At 73.8% G+C, this 21,338-nt stretch carries 22 protein-coding genes; 14 read left to right on the top strand and 8 right to left on the bottom strand.

Annotated elements, in window-relative coordinates; genetic code table 11:
• The first annotated feature begins 30 nt into the window (after nucleotides 1–30).
• Nucleotides 31–663 carry a YdcF family protein gene (locus P3T27_RS39140; protein ID WP_280686119.1) on the top strand — a complete coding sequence of 211 codons (633 nt, stop codon included), beginning with the start codon at nucleotides 31–33 and terminating at the stop codon, nucleotides 661–663.
• A 51-nt stretch (nucleotides 664–714) separates the two neighbouring features.
• Here the strand turns inward: P3T27_RS39140 and P3T27_RS39135 are convergent, their stop codons facing one another.
• From P3T27_RS39135 to P3T27_RS39120, 4 genes are all read right to left on the bottom strand, one after another.
• Nucleotides 715–1,959 (bottom strand): RICIN domain-containing protein, encoded by a 1,245-nt coding sequence (locus P3T27_RS39135; protein WP_280686118.1) that lies wholly within the window; start codon nucleotides 1,957–1,959, stop codon nucleotides 715–717.
• A 246-nt stretch (nucleotides 1,960–2,205) separates the two neighbouring features.
• Nucleotides 2,206–4,428 carry an NADP-dependent isocitrate dehydrogenase gene (locus tag P3T27_RS39130; RefSeq protein ID WP_280686117.1) on the bottom strand — a complete coding sequence of 741 codons (2,223 nt, stop codon included), beginning with the start codon at nucleotides 4,426–4,428 and terminating at the stop codon, nucleotides 2,206–2,208.
• Nucleotides 4,429–4,593: 165 nt separating this feature from the next.
• Complete coding sequence (locus P3T27_RS39125) at nucleotides 4,594–4,950, bottom strand: DUF4180 domain-containing protein (RefSeq protein WP_280686116.1); 357 nt, start codon at nucleotides 4,948–4,950, stop codon at nucleotides 4,594–4,596.
• A gap of 71 nt (nucleotides 4,951–5,021) precedes the next feature.
• Nucleotides 5,022–5,450, bottom strand: a complete 429-nt coding sequence (locus P3T27_RS39120; RefSeq protein WP_280686115.1) for a helix-turn-helix domain-containing protein — start codon at nucleotides 5,448–5,450, stop codon at nucleotides 5,022–5,024.
• 236 nt (nucleotides 5,451–5,686) lie between these two features.
• Here P3T27_RS39120 and P3T27_RS39115 point away from each other — a divergent pair, with 236 nt between their 5' ends.
• Both P3T27_RS39115 and P3T27_RS39110 read left to right on the top strand, forming a co-directional pair.
• Nucleotides 5,687–5,989, top strand: a complete 303-nt coding sequence (locus tag P3T27_RS39115) for an SAV_915 family protein (protein WP_280686114.1) — start codon at nucleotides 5,687–5,689, stop codon at nucleotides 5,987–5,989.
• Complete coding sequence (locus P3T27_RS39110; protein WP_280686113.1) at nucleotides 5,986–6,330, top strand: hypothetical protein; 345 nt, start codon at nucleotides 5,986–5,988, stop codon at nucleotides 6,328–6,330. Before P3T27_RS39115 ends, P3T27_RS39110 begins: the two co-directional genes overlap by 4 nt.
• 17 nt (nucleotides 6,331–6,347) lie before the next feature.
• Here P3T27_RS39110 and P3T27_RS39105 read toward each other — a convergent pair whose 3' ends face one another.
• Nucleotides 6,348–7,211: a DMT family transporter gene (locus tag P3T27_RS39105; protein ID WP_280686112.1), complete on the bottom strand. Its 864-nt coding sequence runs from the start codon at nucleotides 7,209–7,211 to the stop codon at nucleotides 6,348–6,350.
• 322 nt (nucleotides 7,212–7,533) lie between these two features.
• Here P3T27_RS39105 and P3T27_RS39100 point away from each other — a divergent pair, with 322 nt between their 5' ends.
• Complete coding sequence (locus P3T27_RS39100; protein ID WP_280686111.1) at nucleotides 7,534–8,469, top strand: serine/threonine dehydratase; 936 nt, start codon at nucleotides 7,534–7,536, stop codon at nucleotides 8,467–8,469.
• 124 nt (nucleotides 8,470–8,593) lie between these two features.
• On the opposite strand, the gene P3T27_RS39095 is transcribed toward P3T27_RS39100, so the two are convergent.
• Nucleotides 8,594–10,219, bottom strand: a complete 1,626-nt coding sequence (locus tag P3T27_RS39095) for an FAD-dependent monooxygenase (protein WP_280686110.1) — start codon at nucleotides 10,217–10,219, stop codon at nucleotides 8,594–8,596.
• Between the two features lie 301 nt (nucleotides 10,220–10,520).
• Here P3T27_RS39095 and P3T27_RS39090 point away from each other — a divergent pair, with 301 nt between their 5' ends.
• The 9 genes from P3T27_RS39090 to P3T27_RS39050 all read left to right on the top strand — a co-directional run bounded on the left by P3T27_RS39090 (nucleotide 10,521) and on the right by P3T27_RS39050 (nucleotide 17,641).
• On the top strand, nucleotides 10,521–11,687 hold the full coding sequence (locus P3T27_RS39090; RefSeq protein WP_280686109.1) for a SchA/CurD-like domain-containing protein: 1,167 nt from the start codon (nucleotides 10,521–10,523) through the stop codon (nucleotides 11,685–11,687).
• Nucleotides 11,688–11,717: 30 nt separating this feature from the next.
• Complete coding sequence (locus P3T27_RS39085) at nucleotides 11,718–12,143, top strand: cupin domain-containing protein (protein ID WP_280686108.1); 426 nt, start codon at nucleotides 11,718–11,720, stop codon at nucleotides 12,141–12,143.
• Nucleotides 12,140–13,396: a beta-ketoacyl-[acyl-carrier-protein] synthase family protein gene (locus P3T27_RS39080; RefSeq protein WP_280686107.1), complete on the top strand. Its 1,257-nt coding sequence runs from the start codon at nucleotides 12,140–12,142 to the stop codon at nucleotides 13,394–13,396. The genes P3T27_RS39085 and P3T27_RS39080 overlap by 4 nt, the downstream gene beginning before the upstream one ends.
• 5 nt (nucleotides 13,397–13,401) lie before the next feature.
• Nucleotides 13,402–14,643, top strand: a complete 1,242-nt coding sequence (locus P3T27_RS39075) for a beta-ketoacyl synthase N-terminal-like domain-containing protein (protein ID WP_280686106.1) — start codon at nucleotides 13,402–13,404, stop codon at nucleotides 14,641–14,643.
• A gap of 33 nt (nucleotides 14,644–14,676) precedes the next feature.
• Nucleotides 14,677–15,021: an acyl carrier protein gene (locus P3T27_RS39070; protein WP_348534201.1), complete on the top strand. Its 345-nt coding sequence runs from the start codon at nucleotides 14,677–14,679 to the stop codon at nucleotides 15,019–15,021.
• A gap of 1 nt (nucleotide 15,022) precedes the next feature.
• The gene (locus P3T27_RS39065; RefSeq protein WP_280686105.1) at nucleotides 15,023–15,478 is read left to right on the top strand and encodes an SRPBCC family protein; all 456 of its coding nucleotides are present in this window, start codon (nucleotides 15,023–15,025) and stop codon (nucleotides 15,476–15,478) included.
• Between the two features lie 5 nt (nucleotides 15,479–15,483).
• A complete protein-coding gene (locus tag P3T27_RS39060; protein WP_280686104.1) occupies nucleotides 15,484–15,804 on the top strand; it encodes a TcmI family type II polyketide cyclase in 321 nt (106 codons plus the stop codon).
• 367 nt (nucleotides 15,805–16,171) lie between these two features.
• A complete protein-coding gene (locus P3T27_RS39055) occupies nucleotides 16,172–16,759 on the top strand; it encodes a hypothetical protein (RefSeq protein ID WP_280686103.1) in 588 nt (195 codons plus the stop codon).
• A gap of 96 nt (nucleotides 16,760–16,855) precedes the next feature.
• Entirely contained in the window at nucleotides 16,856–17,641 is a 786-nt protein-coding gene (locus P3T27_RS39050) for a class F sortase (RefSeq protein WP_280686102.1), read from the top strand.
• Nucleotides 17,642–17,730: 89 nt separating this feature from the next.
• Here the strand turns inward: P3T27_RS39050 and P3T27_RS39045 are convergent, their stop codons facing one another.
• Nucleotides 17,731–18,759 (bottom strand): methyltransferase, encoded by a 1,029-nt coding sequence (locus P3T27_RS39045; RefSeq protein ID WP_280686101.1) that lies wholly within the window; start codon nucleotides 18,757–18,759, stop codon nucleotides 17,731–17,733.
• A gap of 101 nt (nucleotides 18,760–18,860) precedes the next feature.
• Complete coding sequence (locus P3T27_RS39040; RefSeq protein ID WP_280686100.1) at nucleotides 18,861–19,937, bottom strand: right-handed parallel beta-helix repeat-containing protein; 1,077 nt, start codon at nucleotides 19,935–19,937, stop codon at nucleotides 18,861–18,863.
• Nucleotides 19,938–20,298: 361 nt separating this feature from the next.
• Here P3T27_RS39040 and P3T27_RS39035 point away from each other — a divergent pair, with 361 nt between their 5' ends.
• Complete coding sequence (locus P3T27_RS39035; protein WP_280686099.1) at nucleotides 20,299–21,240, top strand: deoxyribonuclease IV; 942 nt, start codon at nucleotides 20,299–20,301, stop codon at nucleotides 21,238–21,240.
• The last annotated feature ends 98 nt before the right edge of the window (nucleotides 21,241–21,338 follow it).

Raw genomic sequence — 21,338 nt, 5'->3', positions numbered from 1 at the left:
CGGGGGTTCCGCTGTAGACGTTCGGATGGTATGCACGCTCTGCTGATCGTCGCCGTCCTGCTCTGCGGGTACGTCCTGCTCTGGCTGCTCGGCTTCCTCGGCTGCGCACTGCGGCAGCAACGCCGACCCGTCCCCGCCGGGGCCGACTACCTGGTCGTCCTCGGCGCCGCGCTGGACGGCTGCGAGCCCGGACCACCGCTGGCGGCCCGGCTGGACGCCGCACTGGAACGTCTCACCGCCGAGGAGGCCGCGGGACACACCCCGCTGCTGCTGGTCACCGGCGGGAAGGGCCCGCACGAGGAGTGCACCGAGGCCGCCGCGATGGCCCGCTACCTGGCCGCCCGGGGTGTCCCGGCCGACCGGATCCGCCGCGAGGAGCGGGCCGTGAACACGGTCGAGAACCTGCGGTTCAGCGCGGCCCTGATGGCCGCCGAACGGACCGGCTACCGGTGCACGGTCGTCACCAGCGGATTCCACACCGTACGCGCCGCCCTCGCCGCCCACCGGGCCGGCGCCCCCGCCCGGGTGCTCGGCGCGGACGGACTGCTCGCGCACGGCCCGTACGCGCTGCTCCGGGAGGCGGTCGGGACGGCGCTGGCCTACCCGCGCGCCAACGGCGCCGCCCTCCTGCTGCTGACCGGGACCGGGGCCCTCCTCGGCTAGGGCCTGCCCGGCCGGACCGGCCCTAGGTCCAGGCCCCGGACCCGCCGGCTCCTACTGGAGCCTCCACTGCTGGTTCCAGCCGTTGTTGCAGGTCCAGACGCCCAGGGCCTTGGCGTCCTCGTCGTAGGTCAGGCAGTCCTGGTCGGTGATCCGGATCTGGTACTGGCCATTGCCCTGGGCGACGAGCTGCCACTTCTGCTCGTCGGCGCCGGTCCACGGCTTGGCGTCGGCGACGTAGCCCTTGGTGTTCTCGGTCAGCGCGAGGCCGGACACGGCGCTGGTGATCTCGTAGCGGCCGTTGCCCACCGCGGCGAACTGCCAGCCGGTGTTCTTGGGGCCGCTGGTGCCGGCGAGGACCGCGGGCCCCGAGGCAGCCCCGGTGGCCACCGGGCCCCGGCCGGTCTTCACCGTGGGGTACCGCAGGCCGGTCACGGCGTCACCGCCACCACCACCGCCCCCCTGGTGCGCGGGCACGCCGGGGGTGGCGGGGGTGCCGCCCGTGCTGACGCCCGGCACCGTACCGGGCTTGGCGGGGACGCCCGGGGTGGCGGTGCCGCCGGTGCTGACACCCGGCACCGTGCCAGGGGTCGCGGGGACGCCCGGGGTGACGGGGACACCGGGGTTGGAGGTACCGCCCGAGACGGCCGGGGTCACGATCTCGCGGGCCGGGAAGTGGATGATCCGCTTGCTGTCGTAGCAGCGGATCAGCACGCAGGACCGGGAGGTGGTCACGGTCCGGTCCGAGTCGTTGCCGACGAAGGCCCAGTTCCCGAAGCCGCCGTCGCCCTTGTTGGTGAAGGTCGAGTCGCCCGCGAAGACCCAGATCCGGAAGTCGTCGTAGCCGGCCGGGCCACCCTCCGAGTCGTGGTGCTCCAGCTTCACGGTCTGGTCGACCACGACCCCGTGCATGTCCGCCTCGTAGACGTTGCGGAACATGAGGCTGTCGTAGAGGTCGGTGCCGTCGTACTTGAACACCATGACGTTGAACCCCGGTGCCGCAGCGCTCAGTTGGCTGGCCATCCCCTGGGTGAACGCCGCGTTGTCGGCCTGCGCGGTGCGGGCCGCGCTGCGGAAGGCCCCGATCATGGTGCCGATGGAGTTGATCAGCGCGCTGTAGCAGTTGCCGTTGCCGATGTTGGCGGGCCCGCCGACCCCCGGCTCTATGCCCGGGCAGTCGGTCGCCGCCGAGGCCTGCTGCGGCACGGCCATCAGGCCGGTCGCGGCCAGGGCCGTCAGCAGGGTGCCGGCGACGGCCCGTTGGGTGGCCCTGGTCGTCCGGCGGGAGGAAACGCGCATGCTGAAGTGCCCCGATCATTCGGCGTGGTGACGTCCGCCTGCGGATCCGCAGCGGAGAAACGGTTCTTCGGATGTTAGGGCCGCTCAGAGGCCCCGCCCAGGGTCCTTGACGGCTCCCTGACGGAGCACTTCGATCTTCTTCCGGCCGGGCCCGGCCGGATCCTCGGGACACACCCCGACAACGCGGGGAGGCCCCCGGGTCCAGTACGGACCCGGGAGCCTCCCGGTGCGTCAACTCCCCTGATATCAGGCGAGGTTGGCGAGCGCCTCGTTGAAGGTCTTCGACGGGCGCATCACGGCCGCGGCCTTGGCCGGGTCGGGCTGGTAGTAGCCACCGAGGTCGACCGGCGAGCCCTGGACGGCGATCAGCTCGTCGACGATGGCCTTCTCCTGCTCGCCGAGGGTCTTGGCCAGGCCCTCGAACGCCTGGGCCAGCGCGGCGTCGGCGGTCTGCTTGGCCAGCTCCTGGGCCCAGTACAGGGCCAGGTAGAAGTGGCTGCCGCGGTTGTCGATGCCACCGAGGCGGCGGCTCGGCGACTTGTCCTCGTTGAGGAAGGAGCCGGTGGCGCGGTCCAGAGTGTCGGCCAGCACCTGGGCGCGGGCGTTGCCGGTGCTGGTGGCCAGGTGCTCGAAGCTGGCGGCCAGCGCGAAGAACTCGCCCAGGCTGTCCCAGCGCAGGTAGTTCTCCTTGACCAGCTGCTGGACGTGCTTCGGGGCGGAGCCGCCGGCGCCGGTCTCGAACAGGCCGCCGCCCGCCATCAGCGGGACGACCGACAGCATCTTGGCGCTGGTGCCCAGCTCCAGGATCGGGAACAGGTCGGTCAGGTAGTCGCGCAGCACGTTGCCGGTCACCGAGATGGTGTCCTCGCCGCGACGGATGCGCTCCAGCGAGAACGCGGTGGCCTCGACCGGGGACTTGATCTCGATCTGCAGGCCGGTGGTGTCGTGCTCCGGCAGGTACTTCTTGACCTTCTCGATCAGGACGGCGTCGTGGGCGCGGTTCTCGTCCAGCCAGAACACCGCCGGGACGCCGGTGGCGCGGGCGCGGGTGACGGCCAGCTTGACCCAGTCCTGGATCGGCAGGTCCTTGGTCTGGCAGGCGCGGAAGATGTCGCCCGGCTGGACGGCCTGCTCCAGCACCACGGTGCCCTCGGTGTCGACCAGGCGGACGGTGCCGGCCGCGGCGATCTCGAAGGTCTTGTCGTGGCTGCCGTACTCCTCGGCCTTCTGGGCCATCAGGCCGACGTTCGGGACCGAGCCGATGGTGGCCGGGTCCAGGGCGCCGTGGGCACGGCAGTCGTCGAGGACGGCCTGGTACACGCCGGAGTAGCTGCTGTCCGGCAGCACGGCGAGAGTGTCAGCCTCCTGGCCGTCCGGGCCCCACATGTGGCCGGAGGTGCGGATCATGGCCGGCATCGAGGCGTCGACGATGACGTCACTCGGGACGTGCAGGTTGGTGATGCCCTTGTCCGAGTCGACCATCGCCAGGGCCGGGCCCTCGGCGAGCTCGGCCTCGAACGAGGCCTTGATCTCCTCGCCCAGGTGCGGCACGCCGTCCAGGCCGTTGAGGATGCCGCCGAGGCCGTTGTTCGGGTCCAGACCGGCGGCGACCAGCGCCTCGCCGTACTTGGCGAAGGTCTTCGGGAAGAAGGCGCGCACCACGTGGCCGAAGACGATCGGGTCGGAGACCTTCATCATGGTGGCCTTGAGGTGCACCGAGAACAGCACGCCCTCGGCCTTGGCGCGGGCGACCTGGGCGGCCAGGAACTCGCGCAGCGCGGCGACGCGCATCACCGAGGCGTCGACGACCTCGCCGGCCAGCACCGGCACCTTCTCGCGCAGCACGGTGGTGGTGCCGTCCTCGGCGACCAGCTCGATGCGCAGCGCACCGTCGGCGGCGACCACGGCGGACTTCTCGGTGGAGCGGAAGTCGTTCTCACCCATGGTGGCGACGTTGGTCTTGGAGTCGGCCGACCAGGCGCCCATGCGGTGCGGGTGGGTCTTGGCGTAGTTCTTCACCGAGGCGGGGGCACGGCGGTCCGAGTTGCCCTCGCGCAGGACGGGGTTGACGGCGCTGCCCTTGACCTTGTCGTAGCGGGCGCGGACGTCCTTGTCCTCGTCGGTCTGCGGGTCGTCCGGGTAGTCCGGCAGCGCGTAGCCCTGCGCCTGCAGCTCGGCGACGGCCGCCTTGAGCTGCGGGATGGAAGCCGAGATGTTCGGCAGCTTGATGATGTTGGCGCCCGGGGTCTTGGCGAGCCCACCCAGCTCGGCGAGGGCGTCCTCGATGCGCTGCCCCTCGGCGAGACGCTCCGGGAAGCTCGCGATGATCCGCCCGGCCAGGGAGATGTCGCGGGTCTCCACGCGCACACCCGCCGTCGAGGCGTATGCCTGGACAACCGGCAGGAACGAGTAGGTCGCCAGGGCCGGAGCCTCGTCGGTGTGCGTATAGATGATGGTCGAGTCAGTCATCGGTACTCCGCTTCACGTCTCCAACGTCTTGACGTCAAGATATCTCGTCACGGGCCCCCAGCTCCACCTCCCCCCGCCCCGGAGCACACGCCGGGCGCCTCGGGAGCGCGTCGGCGGTCAGCTCCACCGTGGTCCCGAGGCGGGTGCGGGGCAAGCGGAGGGCGCTCAGACCTCGGCGAACCGGGCCGCCAGCTCGGCCTCGTCGGCGAGGAACCAGAGCTGCCGGCCGCGGTTGCTCTCCCGGACGAAGTCGCGCAGGGCGTCGCTCGCCGCGATGTGGTCGGCGACGTCGCCGAGGACGACCAGGCCGACCCGGTAGTTGACGAACTTCTGCACGATGCCGCCGGCGACCCGGGTGCGCAGCGTGAAGAAGTCCGGGTGCAGCCGGGCGGCGGGGACGACCACCCAGGAGGCGCCACGGCCGAAGGCGTCGCCGATCACGTCCATGGCGTCCTGCTCCTCGCGGATCAGCGCGCCCTCCGCGGGCAGCCTGAGGACCGTCGTGCCGTACTGCTCGGACATTGCCGTTCTCCCTGGTCGAGTCGATGGGTGGACGAGGTCGGTGCGGTCGTGAGGCCGGTACGTGAACGAGGTCAGTACGTGGCCGAGGTCAGCGTGTGGACGATGCCGAGCAGCGCCGCGGTGTCGGCCGGATCTCCGAGGACGACGACCCGCAGGGTCTCCCGCTCCGGGTCGTGGACGGTCTCGACGTGCAGCGGCCGACCGCCCTCGCGCGGTCCGGCGATCGCGGCCAGCACGGCGGTGGTCAGCCGGTCGGCGCCGGCCCGGTCGACGCCCTCGATCCGGACGACGGCGGACACCTCGGCGCGCGCCCGGTCGACACTCGGCGCGGCCGGGGCGGCCGGGGCGCCGGCGAAGGCCTCCAGGTCCGCACGGGCGATCCGGTACTGCTTGCCGATCCTGGTCGCGGCGAGCCGGCCGTCGCGGATGTAGCCGCGGACGGTGCGCACGTGCAGACCGAGCAGTTCGGCCACCTGTTCCACCGAGTAGTACTGCGCCACCTGCGGCCATCCTCCCTGATATCCCTATCGTCATGGACGATACCATCTGATAGGGATGTTTACGGAAGGATAGGGAGTGGCGTAGTCCAATCGGGTAAGTCGACCGTCAGGACTGCGTCAACGCACCACCCCATTCGGTCAACGCCGCGTCAGGACCGGCGACGACCGGCGGAACCCGGCCTAGCGTCGAAGCAGCAGTTCCGGCAGGCACCACCACCCCACCCGGGAGCACCCGCATGGCCCGCGTCGTCTGGCACGTTCCGGTCACCGTCTCCAGCACCGGCACCACCGCCCTCCGCCTCTTCCGCCTGCGCCACGGCCGCCGCTGCGCCGTCGGCTTCTCCAGCCCCGAGTCCCTCGCCGCCCTCCTCGGACCCGACCAGGCGTTCACCGAGCTCGGCGAACCCGCGCTGCGCGCGCTCGTCGCCCCGCTCGGCGTCGACACCCTCGTCCTGGACCCGCGCCTGGTCGCCCCGCCCGCCACCACCGCCGCCATCCCACTCGCCCCCGCCCCGACCGCACAGCTCCAGCACCGGTGACCGCCCTCCACCTGGTCGCCGACGATCCGGACCCCGAACCGGAACGGCCCGAGCCGGCCCGGGCGCTGCACGCGCTCGCCCGGGTCAGCTACGGGCCGATCCCGCTCGACTTCGATCGGCTGGCGGCGGAGCACCCGGCCGTCCAGGGCGGGCTCGCCCTCGCCGGCGACGCCGACCTGGAGCTCCGCCTCGCCTGCACCGGCCCCGAGGAGCTACGGGCGGTCGCCGCCGCCCTGCAGCGCGCAGGCGCCGCCAAGGTCAAGGTCGACCTGGTGCTGCGCGCCCTCACCCCGACACCCGTCGCCCCCGGCCCGGTCACCCTGCGGCCGGTGCCCTCCTGATACAAGCCCCACCCGCACTACTCGCGGGCCAGGGCCGCGATCGCGGCGAGCAGCAGCGCCGAGCCCGCCAACAGGCCCGCGGTGAGCGGCTCTCCGAGCCAACCCGCTCCCATCACGGCCGCCGTCGCCGGTTCCAACAGGACCAGCACGGCGGCCGTGGTGCCCGGGACGACACTCAGGCCGGTGAAGTACCACCGGTAGGCGAGCAGCGTCGGCACCGTCCCGAGGAACAGCAGCGCGCCGCCGGTCACCGCCGGGTGCCCCTCGGTCGGCCACAGGCCCTGGACGGCCGCCAACGGCAGCAGGCAGAGCAGCCCGGTGGTGAACGCGCCCGTACTGGCGCGCGCCGAACCACCGCCCCGGGCCCACAGGGTCAGCCCGCTCTGCCCGGCACCCGCCAGCACGGCCAGCGCGACTCCCAGGGCCGGGCGCGGCCCCGCCGCCGGGGCGGCCACCAGCAGCGCGAGGCCGCCCAGTGCCAGCCCGACGGCGACGACGGCCCGGCGGGTGAGGCGCTCGCCCAGCAGGACGTGCCCGCCGAGGCTGGTCAGCACCGGGCCGGCGCCGATCGTGATCAGCGTGCCCAGCCCCAGGCCCGCGTACTGCACCGAGCCGAAGTAGGCGCACTGGCTGACCGCCAGGCCGAGCCCGGTCAGTACGGCGGCGCCCCGGCGGGCGGGCTCGGCCGCCCGACCGCCGGACGGCAGCAGGGCCAGGCAGAGCGCCGCGACGGCGAAGCGCCAGAAGGAGACGGCCACCGGGCCGAGGCCGCTGGTGCGCAGCAGCAGCGCGGCCACGGCACCGCCCACGCCCCAGGCGACGGCGGCGGCCGCAATGGACAACAGGCCGTGCCGGAAGGGCACGGCGGCGTACGAGGTCATGTGTCGGTACTCCACGATGAGATGCCGGATGAGGTCCGCGGGGTACGCGGGCGGCAGCCAGCGCCCCGGTGGCGGCGAGAAGGCCGACCGGCCGGGGTGGGTGGAGTGCGCCGCCCGCTAGCGGGCCGGCGGCGGAAGGATCACATGACGCATGGGGGCCAGCCTACGCCTGTGCCCGGTCGCCCAGCCGGGCCCCGGCCAGGCCCGGCAGCCGGGCGCGGGCGGCGTCCCGGTCCGGCCTGATCGTGATCTTTTCCTCCTTCACGGGCGCGACGTACCGTCAAACCCTGACGTGACGCACCCGGCATAAGGAGCAGGCCCGATGGACCGATTGACGTACGACGAGGTCAAGGCCGCAGGGGAGCGGATCGCCGGCCGGGTGCGGCCGGTGGCCGTCGCCCCCGGGGACGACGCCGGACGGACCTGGCTGGCGCTGGAGTTCCTGCAGCACACCGGCAGTTTCAAGGCGCGCGGCGCGCAGAACTTCCTGCTCGCGCACGCCGAGGCGGGCACCCTTCCGGACGCCGGGGTCACCATCGCCTCGGGCGGCAACGCCGGCCTGGCCTGCGCCTGGGCGGCACGTGAACTCGGCGTCCGCGCCACGGTGTTCCTGCCCGAGACGGCCTCGCCGGTGAAGCTGGCGCGGCTGCGCCCGTACGGCGCCGAGGTACGGCTGGTCGGCCGGGAGTACGCGGAGGCGCTGGCCGCCTGCGAGGAGTTCGCGGCGAGCGCCGGCGCGCTGGCCTCGCACGCGTACGACCACCCCCTGATCGCCGCCGGCGCGGGCACGGTGCTGGAGGAGATCCGCGCCCGGGTGCCCGGACTGGACACGGTGGTGGTGTCGGTCGGCGGCGGCGGGCTGTTCGCCGGGGTGGCCGTCGCGGCCCGCGAGCACGGCGTGCGCGTGGTCGCGGTGGAGCCGGAGGGCAGCCGGGCGCTGCACGCCGCCCTCTCCGCCGGCCGGCCCGTCGACGTCCCGGTGGCCTCGGTCGCCCAGGACGCCCTCGGCGCCCGCCGTGCCACCGCCCTCGCCGTCCACGCCGCCCGCCACGAGGGCGTCCGGTCCGTCCTGGTCGACGACGAGGCCATCGTGCGCGCCCGCCGGCAGCTCTGGGAGGACCGCCGGATCGCCGTCGAGTACGCGGCCTCCACCGCCCTCGCCGCCCTCGACCAGGTGGAGGGCGAGCGCGTCGCCGTCCTCCTCTGCGGCGCCAACACCGATCCCGCCGACCTGGCCGCCGCACCGGACGCCGGCTGAGCGGTCGCCGACCGACCGGCGGGCGGCCGCTGATGCTCTCCGTCGGCAACCGGCACTCCGCCGACCGCCACGACCTGCCCGCCGGTCGGTGAACCGGCGGGCAGGTCCGCGTCCGCGCCTGCGGCTACAGGCTCAGCACCGTCCGCAGGGCCTTCGCGAGCTCCCTCTCCGGATCGTCCGCCGCGCCCGTCGAGCGCCAGGCCACGAAGCCGTCCGGCCGGACCAGCACCGCGCCGTCCGGGCCGATCCCGTGCAGCGCGGCGAAGTCCGTGCCCGGCTCGGGCGCCAGGTCGTCCTCGGCGCCGTCGCCGATCCGGTAGGCGTCCAGCGGGACGGCCAGCCGGTCGGCCGCCCGCCGTGCGCCGGACCGCCAGGCGGCGCCCTCCGGGCCGGTGAGCAACACCATCGCCTGCTCGTACAGGTCCAGCGTGGACAGCCGCACGCCCGCCCGCAACAGCCACTGGTGCGGGGCGCGGCTCCCCGGCTCCCCCGCCGACTCGAACGCCTCGGGGACGACGGCCCCTGCCCGGTCCGTGCCGGTCACCGCGCCCACCGGGTAGCGGTAGCCGAGCGCCACCGCCAGCACCCCGGCCTGCCGCCCGATGCCCGGCACCACCGCGTACCCGGGGTGGCTGTGCTCGGCCGAGCGGGCCGAGGCGCGCTCGCCGGTCACCTGCGCGACCGGACGGCGCTCCTGCCCGTACGTCTCCAGCAGCTCCGGCCCGGCCCAGCCGCACAGCACGGCGGCGAGCTTCCAGGCCAGGTTGTGCGCGTCCTGGATGCCGGTGTTGGAGCCGAACGCGCCGGTCGGCGACATCTCGTGCGCGGAGTCCCCGGCGAGGAAGACCCGTCCGGCGCCGTACCGCTCGGCCACCCGTTCGGCGGCGTGCCAGGGCGCCCGGCCGGTCACCTCGACGTCGAGTTCGGGCAGGCCGACGGCGGTGCGGATGTGCCGCTCGCAGCGCTCGTCGGTGAACGCCTCCAGCGGCTCGCCGTGCTCGGGGTGCCAGGGCGCGTGGAAGACCCACTCCGCCTGGTTGTCCACCGGCAGCAGCGCGCCGTCCGCCTCCGGGTTGGTCAGGTAGCAGGCGATGAAGTGCCGGTCGCCGACCACGTCGGCCAGCCGCTTGGCACGGAAGGTGATGCTGACGTTGTGGAACAGCTCGCCCTGGCCCGTCTGGCCGATGCCCAGGCGCTCGCGGGCCGGGCTGCGCGGGCCGTCCGCCGCGATCAGGTACTCCGAGCGCACCCGGCGCTCCTCGCCGGTCTCCCGGCTGCGCAGCAGCGAGGTCACGCCGTCGGCGTCCTGCTCGAAGGAGACCAGCTCGGTGCTGAAACGGATGTCGCCGCCGAGGTCGCGGGCGGCGCGCAGCAGCACCGGCTCCAGGTCGTTCTGGCTGCACAGGCACCATGAGCTGGGGCTGAACCGGGCGAGCCGGCCGCCCGGGTCGATCTCCCGGAACAGCCACTCCTGCTCGTCGCCGGTCAGCGAGGGCGCCTGCAGGATGCCGCGGTTCGGGGCGAGCACCGAGGCCGCCTCACGGATGGCCGACTCGATCCCGGCCACCCGGTAGAGCTCCATCGTACGGACGTTGTTGCCTCGGCCACGCGGGTGATGCGAGGTGTCGGCGTGTTTCTCGACCAGCAGGTGCCTGACACCAAGTCGACCGAGGAAGAGCGAGGCCGACAGCCCGACCAGCGACCCGCCCACGATCAGGACCGGCACCCGGTCGTCAACCTTCGGATTCATCAATTGCTCCACCCTGTAAGGGGATTCCACGGCCCGGCTACTGGGCTCGGGGCCGCCCTCGACGGGGCCGCACGACCGGGGGCCCCGCTCTTCCATCCCCCGCCGGAGGGTGCTTGTGCCGCTTCTTCCCTCGGATGGCCCGCAAATCTCGCGGCGCCCCGTTACGCCGCTCACGATCGACCTCAGGCCTGGCGCCTAACGACCGGGCCGATCGCCGTCGCACCGCCCTCCCAGCCCGGGAGCACCCTCCGGACGCGGCCACCACGGCCCGCAGCGTGCGGCCCAGAGCAGAAAGTGGATCATGACAACTCTGTCCGAACCGCAGCGGAAGCAGCACGCCGAATCCGACACCCGGCTCCGGGTGGTGCTGATGCTGGAGATCCAGGACGGCGCCCAGCAGCGCTTCCTCGACGTCTACGAGCAGCTGCGCCACCAGGTGGCATCGGTGCGCGGCCACGTCAGCGACCAGCTGTGCCAGTCGATCAACGACCCCCGCCAGTGGCTGATCACCAGCGAGTGGGAGGACCAGGACACGTTCCTGGAGTGGGTGGACAGCTCGGCCCACCGCGAGATGGTCAAGCCGATGCACGGCTGCGTCAGCGACAACTTCCGCTCGCTGCGCTACGCCGTCCTGCGCGAGACCTCGGCGGCCGGCTCCACCGGCACCCGGGCCCCGATCGAGGTCCCGCCCGGCCTGCCGCGCAGCGAGCCCGCCGGGCACGTCGGCCCGCCGAAGGCCGAACCCGGCCCGGACGGCGTGGTGCGGCACGCGCTGACCTTCACGGTCAAGCCCGGCAGCGAGCGCGAGGTGGCCCGGATCCTGTCCGGCTACGCCTCCCCCAGGGCCGAGGTGGACGAGCACACCCGGCTGCACCGCACCTCGCTGTTCATGCGCGGCAACCGGGTGGTCCGGGCCGTCGAGGTGGTCGGCAGTCTCGGCGACGCGCTGCGCCACGTGGCGATGCAGCCGGAGGTGCGGGCCGTCGAGGAGGCGATCAACCCGTACCTGGAGGAGGCCCGCCAACTGGGCGACCCGCAGGCCGCGCGCGCCTTCTTCGCCCGGGCCGCGCTGCCCGCGAAGCAGCAGGCGATCGCCAGCTCCCCCGCCTCCGCCCGGCTGCACCGGCACGCGGTGCTGTACCCGGTCCGGACCGGCCAGGGACAGGCCGTCGCCGAGCTGCTCGGCGGGTACGACGACCTCGCCACCGCCGACCCGACCGGCCCGGTCGCGGCGAGCACGGTCTTCCAGCGGGAGGACGTGGTGGTGCGCCTGGTCGACCTGCGGGTGCCGGCCGAGGCCGACCCGGCGGCCGCCCTCGGCGTGGCGGGCGACCAGGAGGCCGCCGCGCTCGGCAAGCTGCTCGACCTCGGCGCCCAGGGCGACCTGCGCAGCGCCGCCGGACTGGCCGCCGTCCTCGCCGCCCACGCCATGAGCCCGATCACCGACCGCAGTTCGAAAGACAACTGACGTTCCGTCATCTCTCTCGGAGGAAACACCATGACCACGCAGTATCCACGGATCGTGCACGTCGACGAGGCCCCGGAGAACCGTCGACGCGGCGGCGATCTGCGCGCCATGCTCACCCCGTCCACCTGCGGGGCGACCAGCGGGTTCATGGGCCTGGCGATCGTCCGGCCCGGTGAGCGGATCGGCGAGCACTACCACCCGTACTCCGAGGAGTTCGTGTTCGTGGTCTGCGGCGACCTGGAGGTGGACCTGGACGGCGAGACCCGTCCGATCAAGCCCAACCAGGGCCTGATGATCCCGGTCAACATGCGCCACCGCTTCCGCAACGTCGGCGACACCGAGGCCCGGATGGTGTTCCACCTCGGCCCGCTCGCCCCGCGCCCCGACCTCGGCCACGTGGACACCGAGGAGACCGCCGCCGCCGGCCCGCCGGAACACGCCAAGGTGGCCTCGTGACCCGGCGCGTCGCCGTCACCGGGATCGGTGTCGTCGCGCCCGGCGGAATAGGGGTCCCGGCCTTCTGGGACCTCCTCACCGCCGGCCGCACCGCCACCCGGGGCATCACGCTCTTCGACCCCACCGGGTTCCGCTCCCGGATCGCCGCCGAGTGCGACTTCACTCCGGTGGCCCACGGGCTGGGCCCCGAGGACGTCCAACGGGCCGACCGCTACGTGCAGTTCGCGATGGTCGCGGCGGACGAGGCGATCGCGGACGCCGGCCTGGTCCTGGCGGACGAGGACCCGTGGCGGATCGCCGTCTCACTGGGTACGGCGGTCGGCGGAACCACCCGGCTGGAGCACGACTACGCGCTGGTCAGCTCCGGCGGCGCCCGCTGGGACGTCGACCACCACCGGGCCGAGCCGCAGCTGCACCGGGCCTTCGCGCCCAGCACGCTGGCCTCCGCGGTGGCCGAACGCACCGGCGCGCACGGCCCGGTGCAGACCGTCTCCACCGGCTGCACCTCCGGGCTGGACGCGATCGGCTACGGCTTCCAGGCCGTCGAGGAGGGCCGCGCCGACATCTGCATCGCCGGCGCGTCCGACTCCCCGATCTCGCCGATCACCGTCGCGTGCTTCGACGCCATCAAGGCCACCAGCGAGCGCAACGACGACCCGGAGCACGCCTCCCGGCCCTTCGACGCCCACCGCGACGGTTTCGTCCTCGGCGAGGGCGGCGCCGTCCTGGTGCTGGAGGAGCTGGAGCACGCCCGCCGCCGCGGCGCCCGGATCTACGGCGAGGTCGGCGGTTTCGCCACCTTCGGCAACGCCTACCACATGACCGGCCTCACCCAGGAGGGGCTGGAGATGTCCCGGGCGATCGACGACGCGCTCGCCCACGCCCGGGTCGACCGCACCGACGTCGACTACGTCAACGCGCACGGTTCGGGCACCAAGCAGAACGACCGGCACGAGACCGCCGCCGTCAAACGCTCGCTCGGCGACCACGCCTACCGGACGCCGATGAGCTCCATCAAGTCGATGGTCGGGCACTCGCTCGGCGCGATCGGCGCCATAGAAGTGGTCGCCTGCACCCTGGCGCTGGCCCACGGCGTCGTACCGCCGACCGCCAACTACGAGACTCCGGACCCGGAGTGCGACCTCGACTACGTGCCGCGCACCGCGCGCGAGCTGCCGCTGAGCCACATCCTCTCGGTCGGCAGCGGATTCGGCGGATTCCAGTCCGCCGTCGTGCTCAACAGAACGGGGTGATTCTCATGACGTCACGTCAGCAGGGCCGCCGGGCGGTGGTCACCGGCCTCGGCGTGGTGGCGCCGAACGGCGTTGGGGCCGACGCCTTCTGGAAGGCCACCAGGCAGGGCGTGAGCGTCCTCGACCGGATCTCCCGCGAGGGCTGCGCCGGGCTCCCGCTGCGCGTCGCAGGCCAGGTGCAGGACTTCGACCCGCAGGCCGTGATCGACAGCCGGTACCTGGTACAGACCGACCGGTTCACGCACTACGCGATGGCCGCCGCCGACCTGGCGGTGGCCGACGCCGGGTTCCAGCCCGACCGCGAACAGCCCTTCACGGTCGGCGTGGTGACCGCGGCCGGCTCCGGCGGCGGCGAGTTCGGCCAACGTGAGCTCCAGCAACTCTGGGGCCAGGGACCGAGGTTCGTCGGCCCCTACCAGTCCATCGCCTGGTTCTACGCGGCCAGCACCGGCCAGATCTCGATCCGCGGCGGCTACAAGGGCCCGTGCGGGGTGGTCGCCAGCGACGAGGCCGGCGGCCTGGACGCGCTCGCGCACGCCGCGCGCACGATCGAGCGCGGCACCGACGCGGTGGTGGCCGGCGCCGCCGAGGCCCCGCTGGCGCCGTACTCGATGGTCTGCCAGCTCGGCTACCCCGAGGTCAGCCTCGCCGAACAGCCCGACCGGGCCTACCTGCCGTTCACCGCGCAGGCCTGCGGCTTCGCCCCCGCCGAGGGCGGCGCGATGCTGCTGCTGGAGGACGAGCAGGCGGCCCGGCGGCGCGGCGCCGCCGTCCGGGCCCACCTGGCCGGGCACGGCGCCACCTTCACCGGGGCCTCGCGCTGGGACGAGTCCCGTGCGGGGCTGGCCGCCGCGATCCGGATCGCGCTGGACGAGGCCAGGATCGCGCCCGAGGAGATCGACGTGGTCTTCGCGGACGCGCTCGGCGTCCCGGCCGCCGACCGGGCCGAGGCGCTCGCACTGGCCGACGCGCTCGGACCGGCCGCCGAACGCGTCCCGGTCACCGCTCCCAAGACCGGCACCGGACGCGCCTACTGCGGCGCCCCGCTGCTGGACGTCGCGGCCGCCGTCCTGGCCATGGAGGACGGCGTGCTGCCGCCCACCCCCAACGTCACCGAGGTCTGCCACGACCTCGTCCTGGTGACCGGCCGCGCCCGCCCGGCCGAACTGCGCACCGCGCTGGTGCTCAGCCGCGGGCTGATGGGCTCCAACTCCGCGCTGGTGCTCCGGCGCGGGGAGCAGCCCTGACCCCCACCCGCACACTCTTCCGAAGGGACTCCCGTGAGCAACACCCTCAGCTATCCCGAGCTGGCCGCCCTGATCCAGTCCCGGGCCGGCGTCACCGTCGACCCGCAGCACCTGGAGCGCCCGGGCGTGCAGTTCGACGACTTCGGCGTCGACTCTCTCGGACTCCTCGGCGTCGTCGGCGAGTTGGAGAACCGGCACGGCCTCAAGGTCACCTCCGGCGCCGAATCCGCCAAGACCCCGGCCGAGTTCCTGGAACTGGTCAACACCTCCCTCGCCACCTCCCTCTCCACCTCCCTCTCCACCACCCTCTCCACCGTCCTCTCCCCCGCCCTCTCCCCCACCCTCTCCCCCACCCTCTCCCCGAAAGCCGATGCCTGAGATGCCTGGACACACCGACAACGAGATCGTCATCGCCGCCCCCCTCGACCTGGTCTGGGAGGTCACCAACGACCTGGAGAACTGGCCGGACCTCTTCAGCGAGTACGCCTCGGTGGAGGTGCTGGAGCGCGACGGCGACAGCGTCCGCTTCCGGCTGACCATGCACCCGGACGAGAACGGTCAGGTGTGGAGCTGGGTCTCCGAGCGCACCACCGACAAGACCTCGCTCGCGGTGCGCGCCCGCCGGGTCGAGCCCGGCCCGTTCGAGTTCATGGACATCCGCTGGGAGTACGCGGAGGTCCCGGCCGGCACGAGGATGCGCTGGATCCAGGACTTCGCGATGAAGCCCACCGCCCCGGTCGACGACGACGGCATGGTCAACCACATCAACCGCAACTCCCGGATCCAGCTGGAGCTGATCCGCGAGAAGGTCGAGAAGCGGGCGGCGGAGCGGTGACCGGGATGCACCGCGCCCTGATCGTCGCCCGGATGAAGCCGGAGGCCGCGCCGGACATCGCCGAGGTGTTCGCCGCGTCCGACCAGGGCGAACTGCCGCACCTGATCGGCGTCACCGGCCGCAGTCTGTTCCAGTTCGGCGACGTCTACCTGCACCTCATCGAGGCCGAGCGCCCGCCGGGCCCGGCCGTCGCCAAGGTCGTCGGCCACCCGGAGTTCCGGGCCGTCAGCGACCGGCTCACCGCCTTCGTCCAGGCCTACGACCCGGCCACCTGGCGCGAGCCGAAGGACGCGATGGCGCACGAGTTCTACCGCTGGGACCGCTGATCCCGCCCGCCCCGTCCCGCTCGTCCTGGGCCCGCCCCCGGCCATCCGCCGGGGGCGGGCCCACGCGTGTGCCCGGGCAGGGTCCGTCGTCCATCCCCCGCCTGCGCGCCTCCGGGCGGACGACGGGAGTCCGACGACGGGATTGCGACGGCGGACCTTAGACCGATTCACCCGGATCGCCGGGGCACTCGGGTGAAACACGCCCGGGACTCCACTCGAAGGGCTCACAGTCCGTACCGTCTCGACCACGCTCCGGTGGCAGCGGGCGCCGCGGTGGTTGACGGTGGATCAGGCGCACCTCCCGCGAGTTCCCTCGTCCGGCACCGTGCCGGCGGTCGCGGGACTGCGCATCGGAAGGATCATCCTCATGCGTTCTGCACGCACGCTGCTCGCCGGAGCGGCCGTCGCCGCCGTCCTGACCGTCGGCACCCCCATGGCCTTTGCCGACGGCTCCTCCTCCGACTCGGGCAAGAACCTCACCTGGCAGGAGAAGCAGGACAAGGGCGACCGGGGCGACGAAGGCCGGGGCGGGGAAGGCCGAGGCGAAGGGAAGGGCTCCGACGGTCGCGGTCGGGGCGACGAAGGCCGAGGCGGGGAGGGCCGAGGCGACGAGGGCCGGGGCGGGGAAGGCCGGGGCGGGGAAGGTCGAGGCGGCGAAGGCCGAGGCGACGAGGGCCGGGGCGGGGAAGGCCGGGGTGGCGAGGGTCGAGGCGGCGAAGGCCGAGGCGACGAGGGCCGAGGCGGCGAAGGCCGGGGTGGCGAGGGCCGAGGCGGCGAAGGCCGGGGCGGGGAAGGCCGGGGCGAAAGCCCGCGCGGTGGCGTGCACACCGGCGGCGGCGGACTGGCGCTGTCCGGCGGCGGTCTCGCCTCCGGCGCGGTGCTGCTGCTCGGCGGGCTCGGGGCCGGCGCGTACGCGCTGCGCCGCGGCCGCCGTACCGTCGGCGCCGCGGTCTGACGCCTACCGTCGCCCCCACGCGTCTCCCCCTCCCCGGGGGAGGCGCACGGGGGCGGCGGACCGTTGCGACCCATATGCGAGTGGAGGAGAGGAGCGATGGGCGGTCCCGTCTCTGGTACGTCCCGGCTGCTGCGCACGGGTATGGGCGCAGCTGCGGTCGGTCTACTGCTGATCTACAACTCGGTGGACACCGCGCCGAGCGCCGACTCGGTGTCCGGTTCTGCGGCTCCCCCGGCGGCGGTCGCACCGGCCGTCCCGGTCCCGGCCGTCCCCGGACCGGCCGCACCGGCTGCCACGGCTGCCGCGCCCGCGGCGGCCGCCGCGCAGCCGAGCCCGACGGCCGCGGCTGCCGCACCCGCCGCACCCGCCGCACCCGCCGCACCCGCGGCACCCGCGGCACCCGCGGCGCCGGCGCTGAAGCCCGCCAAGCCGACCCGGCTGCGGATCCCGCAGATCGGTGTGAACGCGCCGTTCACCGAGCTGACGCTCAACCCGGCGGGCCAGCTCAACGCGCCGCCGCCGAACGACAAGAACCTGGTCGGTTGGTACCGGGACGGCGTCAGCCCGGGCGAGCGCGGCAGCGCGGTGGTCGCCGGCCACCTGGACACCACCAAGGGCCCGGCGGTGTTCGCGCTGCTGAGGCTGCTGCTGCCGGGCAACAAGGTGGAGGTGGCCCGCGAGGACGGCACGGTCGCGGTGTTCTCGGTGGACTCGGTGCAGACCTTCGCCAAGAACGCCTTCCCGGACCAGAAGGTGTACGGAAAGACACCCGACGCCCAGCTGCGGCTGATCACCTGCGGCGGCGCGTACGACAAGAAGCAGCGGGACTACGTGAACAACGTGGTGGTCTTCGCGCACCTGGAGTCCTCGCACAAGGCCTGACGGAGGACACGGACGACCGCCGGCCCCTGGAACTCGGGGGCCGGCGGTCGTTTCGGGTGGGGCTCGGTCGTTCGGGGTGGAGCCGGGGCTCAGCCGCGCACGGTGGCCTCGAAGGCGTGCAGGTAGGGGTTGACCAGGTGGACGCCCTCGACGTCCAGTCCGGCGTCCTCCATCAGCCGCACCATGCTCTCCTTGGAGTGCTTGGCACCGCCGACGTTGAGCAGCAGCATCAGGTCCATCGCGGTGGTGAAGCGCATCGACGGGCTGTCGTCGACCAGGTTCTCCACCACCACGACGCGGGCGCCGGGCCGGGCCGCGGCGACCACGTTGGCGAGGGTGCGACGGGTGCTCTCGTCGTCCCACTCCAGGATGTTCTTGATGATGTAGAGGTCGGCGCGGACCGGGATCTCCACCCGGCAGTCGCCGGGCACCAGCCGGGCGCGGGCGGAGAAGGCACCGCCGTCCTGCAGCCGGGGTTCGGCGCCAGCGACCACCTTGGGCAGGTCGAGCAGGGTGCCGTGCAGCGCCGGGTGCTTCTCCAGCAGGCTGGCCAGCACGTGCCCCTGGCCACCGCCGATGTCCACCACCGAGTCGACCCCGGTGAGGTCCAGGTACTCGGCGAGGTCGTGCGCGGACTGCCGGCTGGAGGCGGTCATCGCCTTGTCGAAGACCTTCGCGGAGTCGCTCGCGTCGCTGTGCAGGTAGTCGAAGAACTCCTTGCCGAACAGGTCGGGGAACACGTTGCGGCCGGAGCGGACGGCCTCGTCCAGCTTGGGCCATGCCTCCCAGGTCCACGGCTCGGTGCACCAGAGGGAGATGTAGCGCAGCGAGTTGGGGGCGTCCTCGCGCAGCAGGCGGGACATCTCGGTGTGCTCGAAGCGGTCGTCGGTGGTCTCGGCGAAGATGCCGTAGCAGGTGAGCGCGCGCATCAGGCGGCGCAGCGGGCGGGGCTCGGTGTCGAGGGCGGCGGCGAGGTCGGTGACGCTGGTCGGGGTGTCGCCGAGCGCGTCGGCCACGCCGAGCCGGGCGGCCGCGCGGACGGCGGCGGCGCAGGCGGCGCCGAAGACGAGCTCGCGCAGGCGCATCGCGGCCTGGGGACTGGGCGGTGCGGAGGTCATGGAAGGTCTTCCTTCTCGACGGGGGGTGCGGGCGAGAGGTGCGGACGAGCGGTCCGGGCGGGCGCGTACCGCGGGTTGGGGCCGGGGTTCGCGCCGGCGACTCAGCAGTGGCCGGACGGCTCGGACCGCGAGCAGGTGTTGCGGGAGAACGCGTTGTCGCCGCCGGTGTCGCGGTCGGCGATGTCGGCCGGGCTGTTGCCGCTCAGCCTGTTGCCGGTGACGGTGTTGCGGGCGTTGGCGGCGCCGACGACGCTCTTGAAGAGGACGATGCCGCCGGAGAAGTCGGAGGTGCCGACGTTGTCGCGGACCTCGTTGTCGGTGACCCGGGCGTCCTCGACTCCGGTGAGCACGATGCCCGCGCCCTGGATCGCGCCCAGGCGCGGGTTGGCCGGGCAGAACAGGTTGTTGGCGACGACCCGGTTGTGCCGTACGTCGAGGTCCCCGGCCCGGGGCACGCCCTCGTCGCCGACCACGAAGACGCCGCCGCAGTTGCCGCGGATCTCGTTGCCCTGGACGGCCAGCCCGCGCAGCCGGCGGACGGTGACGCCGATCCGGTTCCCGGTCAGCTCGTTGCCCTCCACGAGGGTGCCCCCGGTGTCGGGCGCGCCGCCCTCGCGGTAGGCGTAGTTGGCGAGGAACACCCCGGACTGGCCGTTGCCGGTCGACCGGTTGCCGACGATCACGGCCCGGGTGGAGATCTCCTGGCTGATGCCCTGCTGGGCGTTGTCGTGGACGTAGGTGGCGCGCACGGTCAGCCCGGTGGTGCCGCTGGCGTCGATGCCGTTCCTGCGGAAGCCGGTGACGGCGAGGGCCTCGACCGTGACGTCCGGCAGCGGGGCCGCCTCGGTGCCGTCCACGCAGATGCCGTGCCCGGCGGTGGCGCAGGCGTTCTCGGTGCCGGCCCCTGGGGTGATCACGGTGTCCCGGCCGGCGCCGCGCAGGGTGAGGCCGGGGGTGGTGATGCGGACGCTGCCGGGGTAGGTGCCGGCGAGCAGTCGGACGGTGTCGCCCGGGTGGGCGGCGTCGACGGCCCGCTGAATCGATTCGCCCGGCCGGACGACGTGCAGGAAGCCGACGGCATGGGCCGCGGGCGCGGCGGCCAGGGTGGCGAGGAGGGTGGTCAGGGCGGTGGCGGCCGCGGTGGCCGCGGCGAGGTGGTGGACCCGTCGCGTGGGCATGAGTGGTGACCTGTCTTTCCGGCGCGCTCGCGGGTGTGCGGCCGGGGCCTGCCGGGCGGCGCGCTAGGTACGCGGTGTGTTCTGGAACGGCGGTTCTCACGCGGTGTGCGTGCTTGGTGACGGCCGGTGGGTGTGGCCGAGTCGACGCTATGGGCCGCCGGGTGGGCCCGCCACCAGGGCTGGGCTGCGGGACTGACGAGGCGTCGGCCGGTGGTGCGACGGCCCGGCGTGGCGCGGGCCGCCCGGCGCCGACGACACGCCCGACCGCGCCGACCGCGCCGACCGCGCCGGGCGGGCGGGGCTCGGGTCGCGGGCCGGGCCGCCCGCCGACGCCGCCCCGCGGCGTGGCATGCTCGGGGCCATGACCACCGCACCCGCAGCGCCCCTCGGCACCCTCCGCAACCCGGTCGGCGCCCACGTCCCGGTGGCCGCCCGGGGGCTGGCCGGAACGGGTCTGGCGTACGCGCGGCGGGTCGGCGCCGAGACGGTGCAGGTGTTCGTGGCCAACCCGCGCGGCTGGGCCACTCCCCCGGGCAACCCGGCGCAGGACGAGGAGTTCCGGACGGCCTGCGCCGAGCAGGGCCTCCCCGCCTGGGTGCACGCGCCGTACCTGATCAACTTCGGCTCGGACAACCCGGCCACTCGCGAGCGCTCGGCCGACTCGCTGCGGCACTCGCTGCGCCGCGGCCACGCGATCGGCGCGCTGGGCGTCGTCCTGCACACCGGTTCGGCGGTCGGTGCGGCGCCCGGCGGCGGCTCCCGGCGGGCCGAGGCGATGGCGCAGGTGCGGGCCGACGTGCGGCCGCTGCTGGACGAGCTGGACGCCCTCGGCGACGACGCGCCCTGGCTGCTGCTGGAGCCGACCGCCGGCCAGGGCAGCTCGCTCTGTTCCCGGATGGAGGAGCTCGCCGAGTACGTCGAGGCGCTGGACGGGCACCCCCGGGTCGGCGTCTGCCTGGACACCTGCCACGCCTTCGCCGCCGGGCACGACCTGGCCGCGCCGGGCGGGGTGACGGCCGCGCTCGACGCGCTGGCGTCGGCGGCCGGCCCGGGCCGGCTGCGGCTGATCCACGCCAACGACTCCGAGGACGTCGTCGGCGCGCGCAAGGACCGGCACGCCAACATCGGCGCCGGCATGATCGGCGCGGAACCGTTCCGCGAGCTGTTCGAACACCCGGAGACGGTCGGCGTCCCCCTGCTGGTGGAGACCCCGGACCGCAAGCACGGCGGGGACGGCACCGGGCACGCGATGGACATCGCCGTGCTGAAGGAGCTGCGCGAGCGCGCCGCCGTCCGCGCCTGACCGCTAGGTGTACTGACCACGGAGGTTGGTGACAGGGCTCACGGCTGTGTGGTCTTGAAATGAGTGAGGGCCTTCTGGCTCGGTGTGGATTGCGACAT

Origin of the sequence: Kitasatospora sp. MAA19 (assembly GCF_029894125.1) — a bacterium.
Classification (GTDB): Bacteria; Actinomycetota; Actinomycetes; order Streptomycetales; family Streptomycetaceae; genus Kitasatospora.
This window is presented reverse-complemented; position numbering and strand designations above follow the sequence as displayed.

Coding starts and splice junctions, on each gene's coding strand:
- P3T27_RS39125 (WP_280686116.1), bottom strand. CDS start 4,950: ATGTCCGAGCAGTACGGCACGACGGTCCTCAGGCTGCCCGCGGAGGGC.
- P3T27_RS39100 (WP_280686111.1), top strand. CDS start 7,534: ATGGACCGATTGACGTACGACGAGGTCAAGGCCGCAGGGGAGCGGATC.
- P3T27_RS39105 (WP_280686112.1), bottom strand. CDS start 7,211: ATGACCTCGTACGCCGCCGTGCCCTTCCGGCACGGCCTGTTGTCCATT.
- P3T27_RS39140 (WP_280686119.1), top strand. CDS start 31: ATGCACGCTCTGCTGATCGTCGCCGTCCTGCTCTGCGGGTACGTCCTG.
- P3T27_RS39075 (WP_280686106.1), top strand. CDS start 13,402: ATGACGTCACGTCAGCAGGGCCGCCGGGCGGTGGTCACCGGCCTCGGC.
- P3T27_RS39065 (WP_280686105.1), top strand. CDS start 15,023: ATGCCTGGACACACCGACAACGAGATCGTCATCGCCGCCCCCCTCGAC.
- P3T27_RS39130 (WP_280686117.1), bottom strand. CDS start 4,428: ATGACTGACTCGACCATCATCTATACGCACACCGACGAGGCTCCGGCC.
- P3T27_RS39040 (WP_280686100.1), bottom strand. CDS start 19,937: ATGCCCACGCGACGGGTCCACCACCTCGCCGCGGCCACCGCGGCCGCC.
- P3T27_RS39095 (WP_280686110.1), bottom strand. CDS start 10,219: ATGAATCCGAAGGTTGACGACCGGGTGCCGGTCCTGATCGTGGGCGGG.
- P3T27_RS39050 (WP_280686102.1), top strand. CDS start 16,856: ATGGGCGGTCCCGTCTCTGGTACGTCCCGGCTGCTGCGCACGGGTATG.
- P3T27_RS39055 (WP_280686103.1), top strand. CDS start 16,172: ATGCGTTCTGCACGCACGCTGCTCGCCGGAGCGGCCGTCGCCGCCGTC.
- P3T27_RS39085 (WP_280686108.1), top strand. CDS start 11,718: ATGACCACGCAGTATCCACGGATCGTGCACGTCGACGAGGCCCCGGAG.
- P3T27_RS39045 (WP_280686101.1), bottom strand. CDS start 18,759: ATGACCTCCGCACCGCCCAGTCCCCAGGCCGCGATGCGCCTGCGCGAG.
- P3T27_RS39035 (WP_280686099.1), top strand. CDS start 20,299: ATGACCACCGCACCCGCAGCGCCCCTCGGCACCCTCCGCAACCCGGTC.
- P3T27_RS39135 (WP_280686118.1), bottom strand. CDS start 1,959: ATGCGCGTTTCCTCCCGCCGGACGACCAGGGCCACCCAACGGGCCGTC.
- P3T27_RS39090 (WP_280686109.1), top strand. CDS start 10,521: ATGACAACTCTGTCCGAACCGCAGCGGAAGCAGCACGCCGAATCCGAC.
- P3T27_RS39115 (WP_280686114.1), top strand. CDS start 5,687: ATGGCCCGCGTCGTCTGGCACGTTCCGGTCACCGTCTCCAGCACCGGC.
- P3T27_RS39060 (WP_280686104.1), top strand. CDS start 15,484: ATGCACCGCGCCCTGATCGTCGCCCGGATGAAGCCGGAGGCCGCGCCG.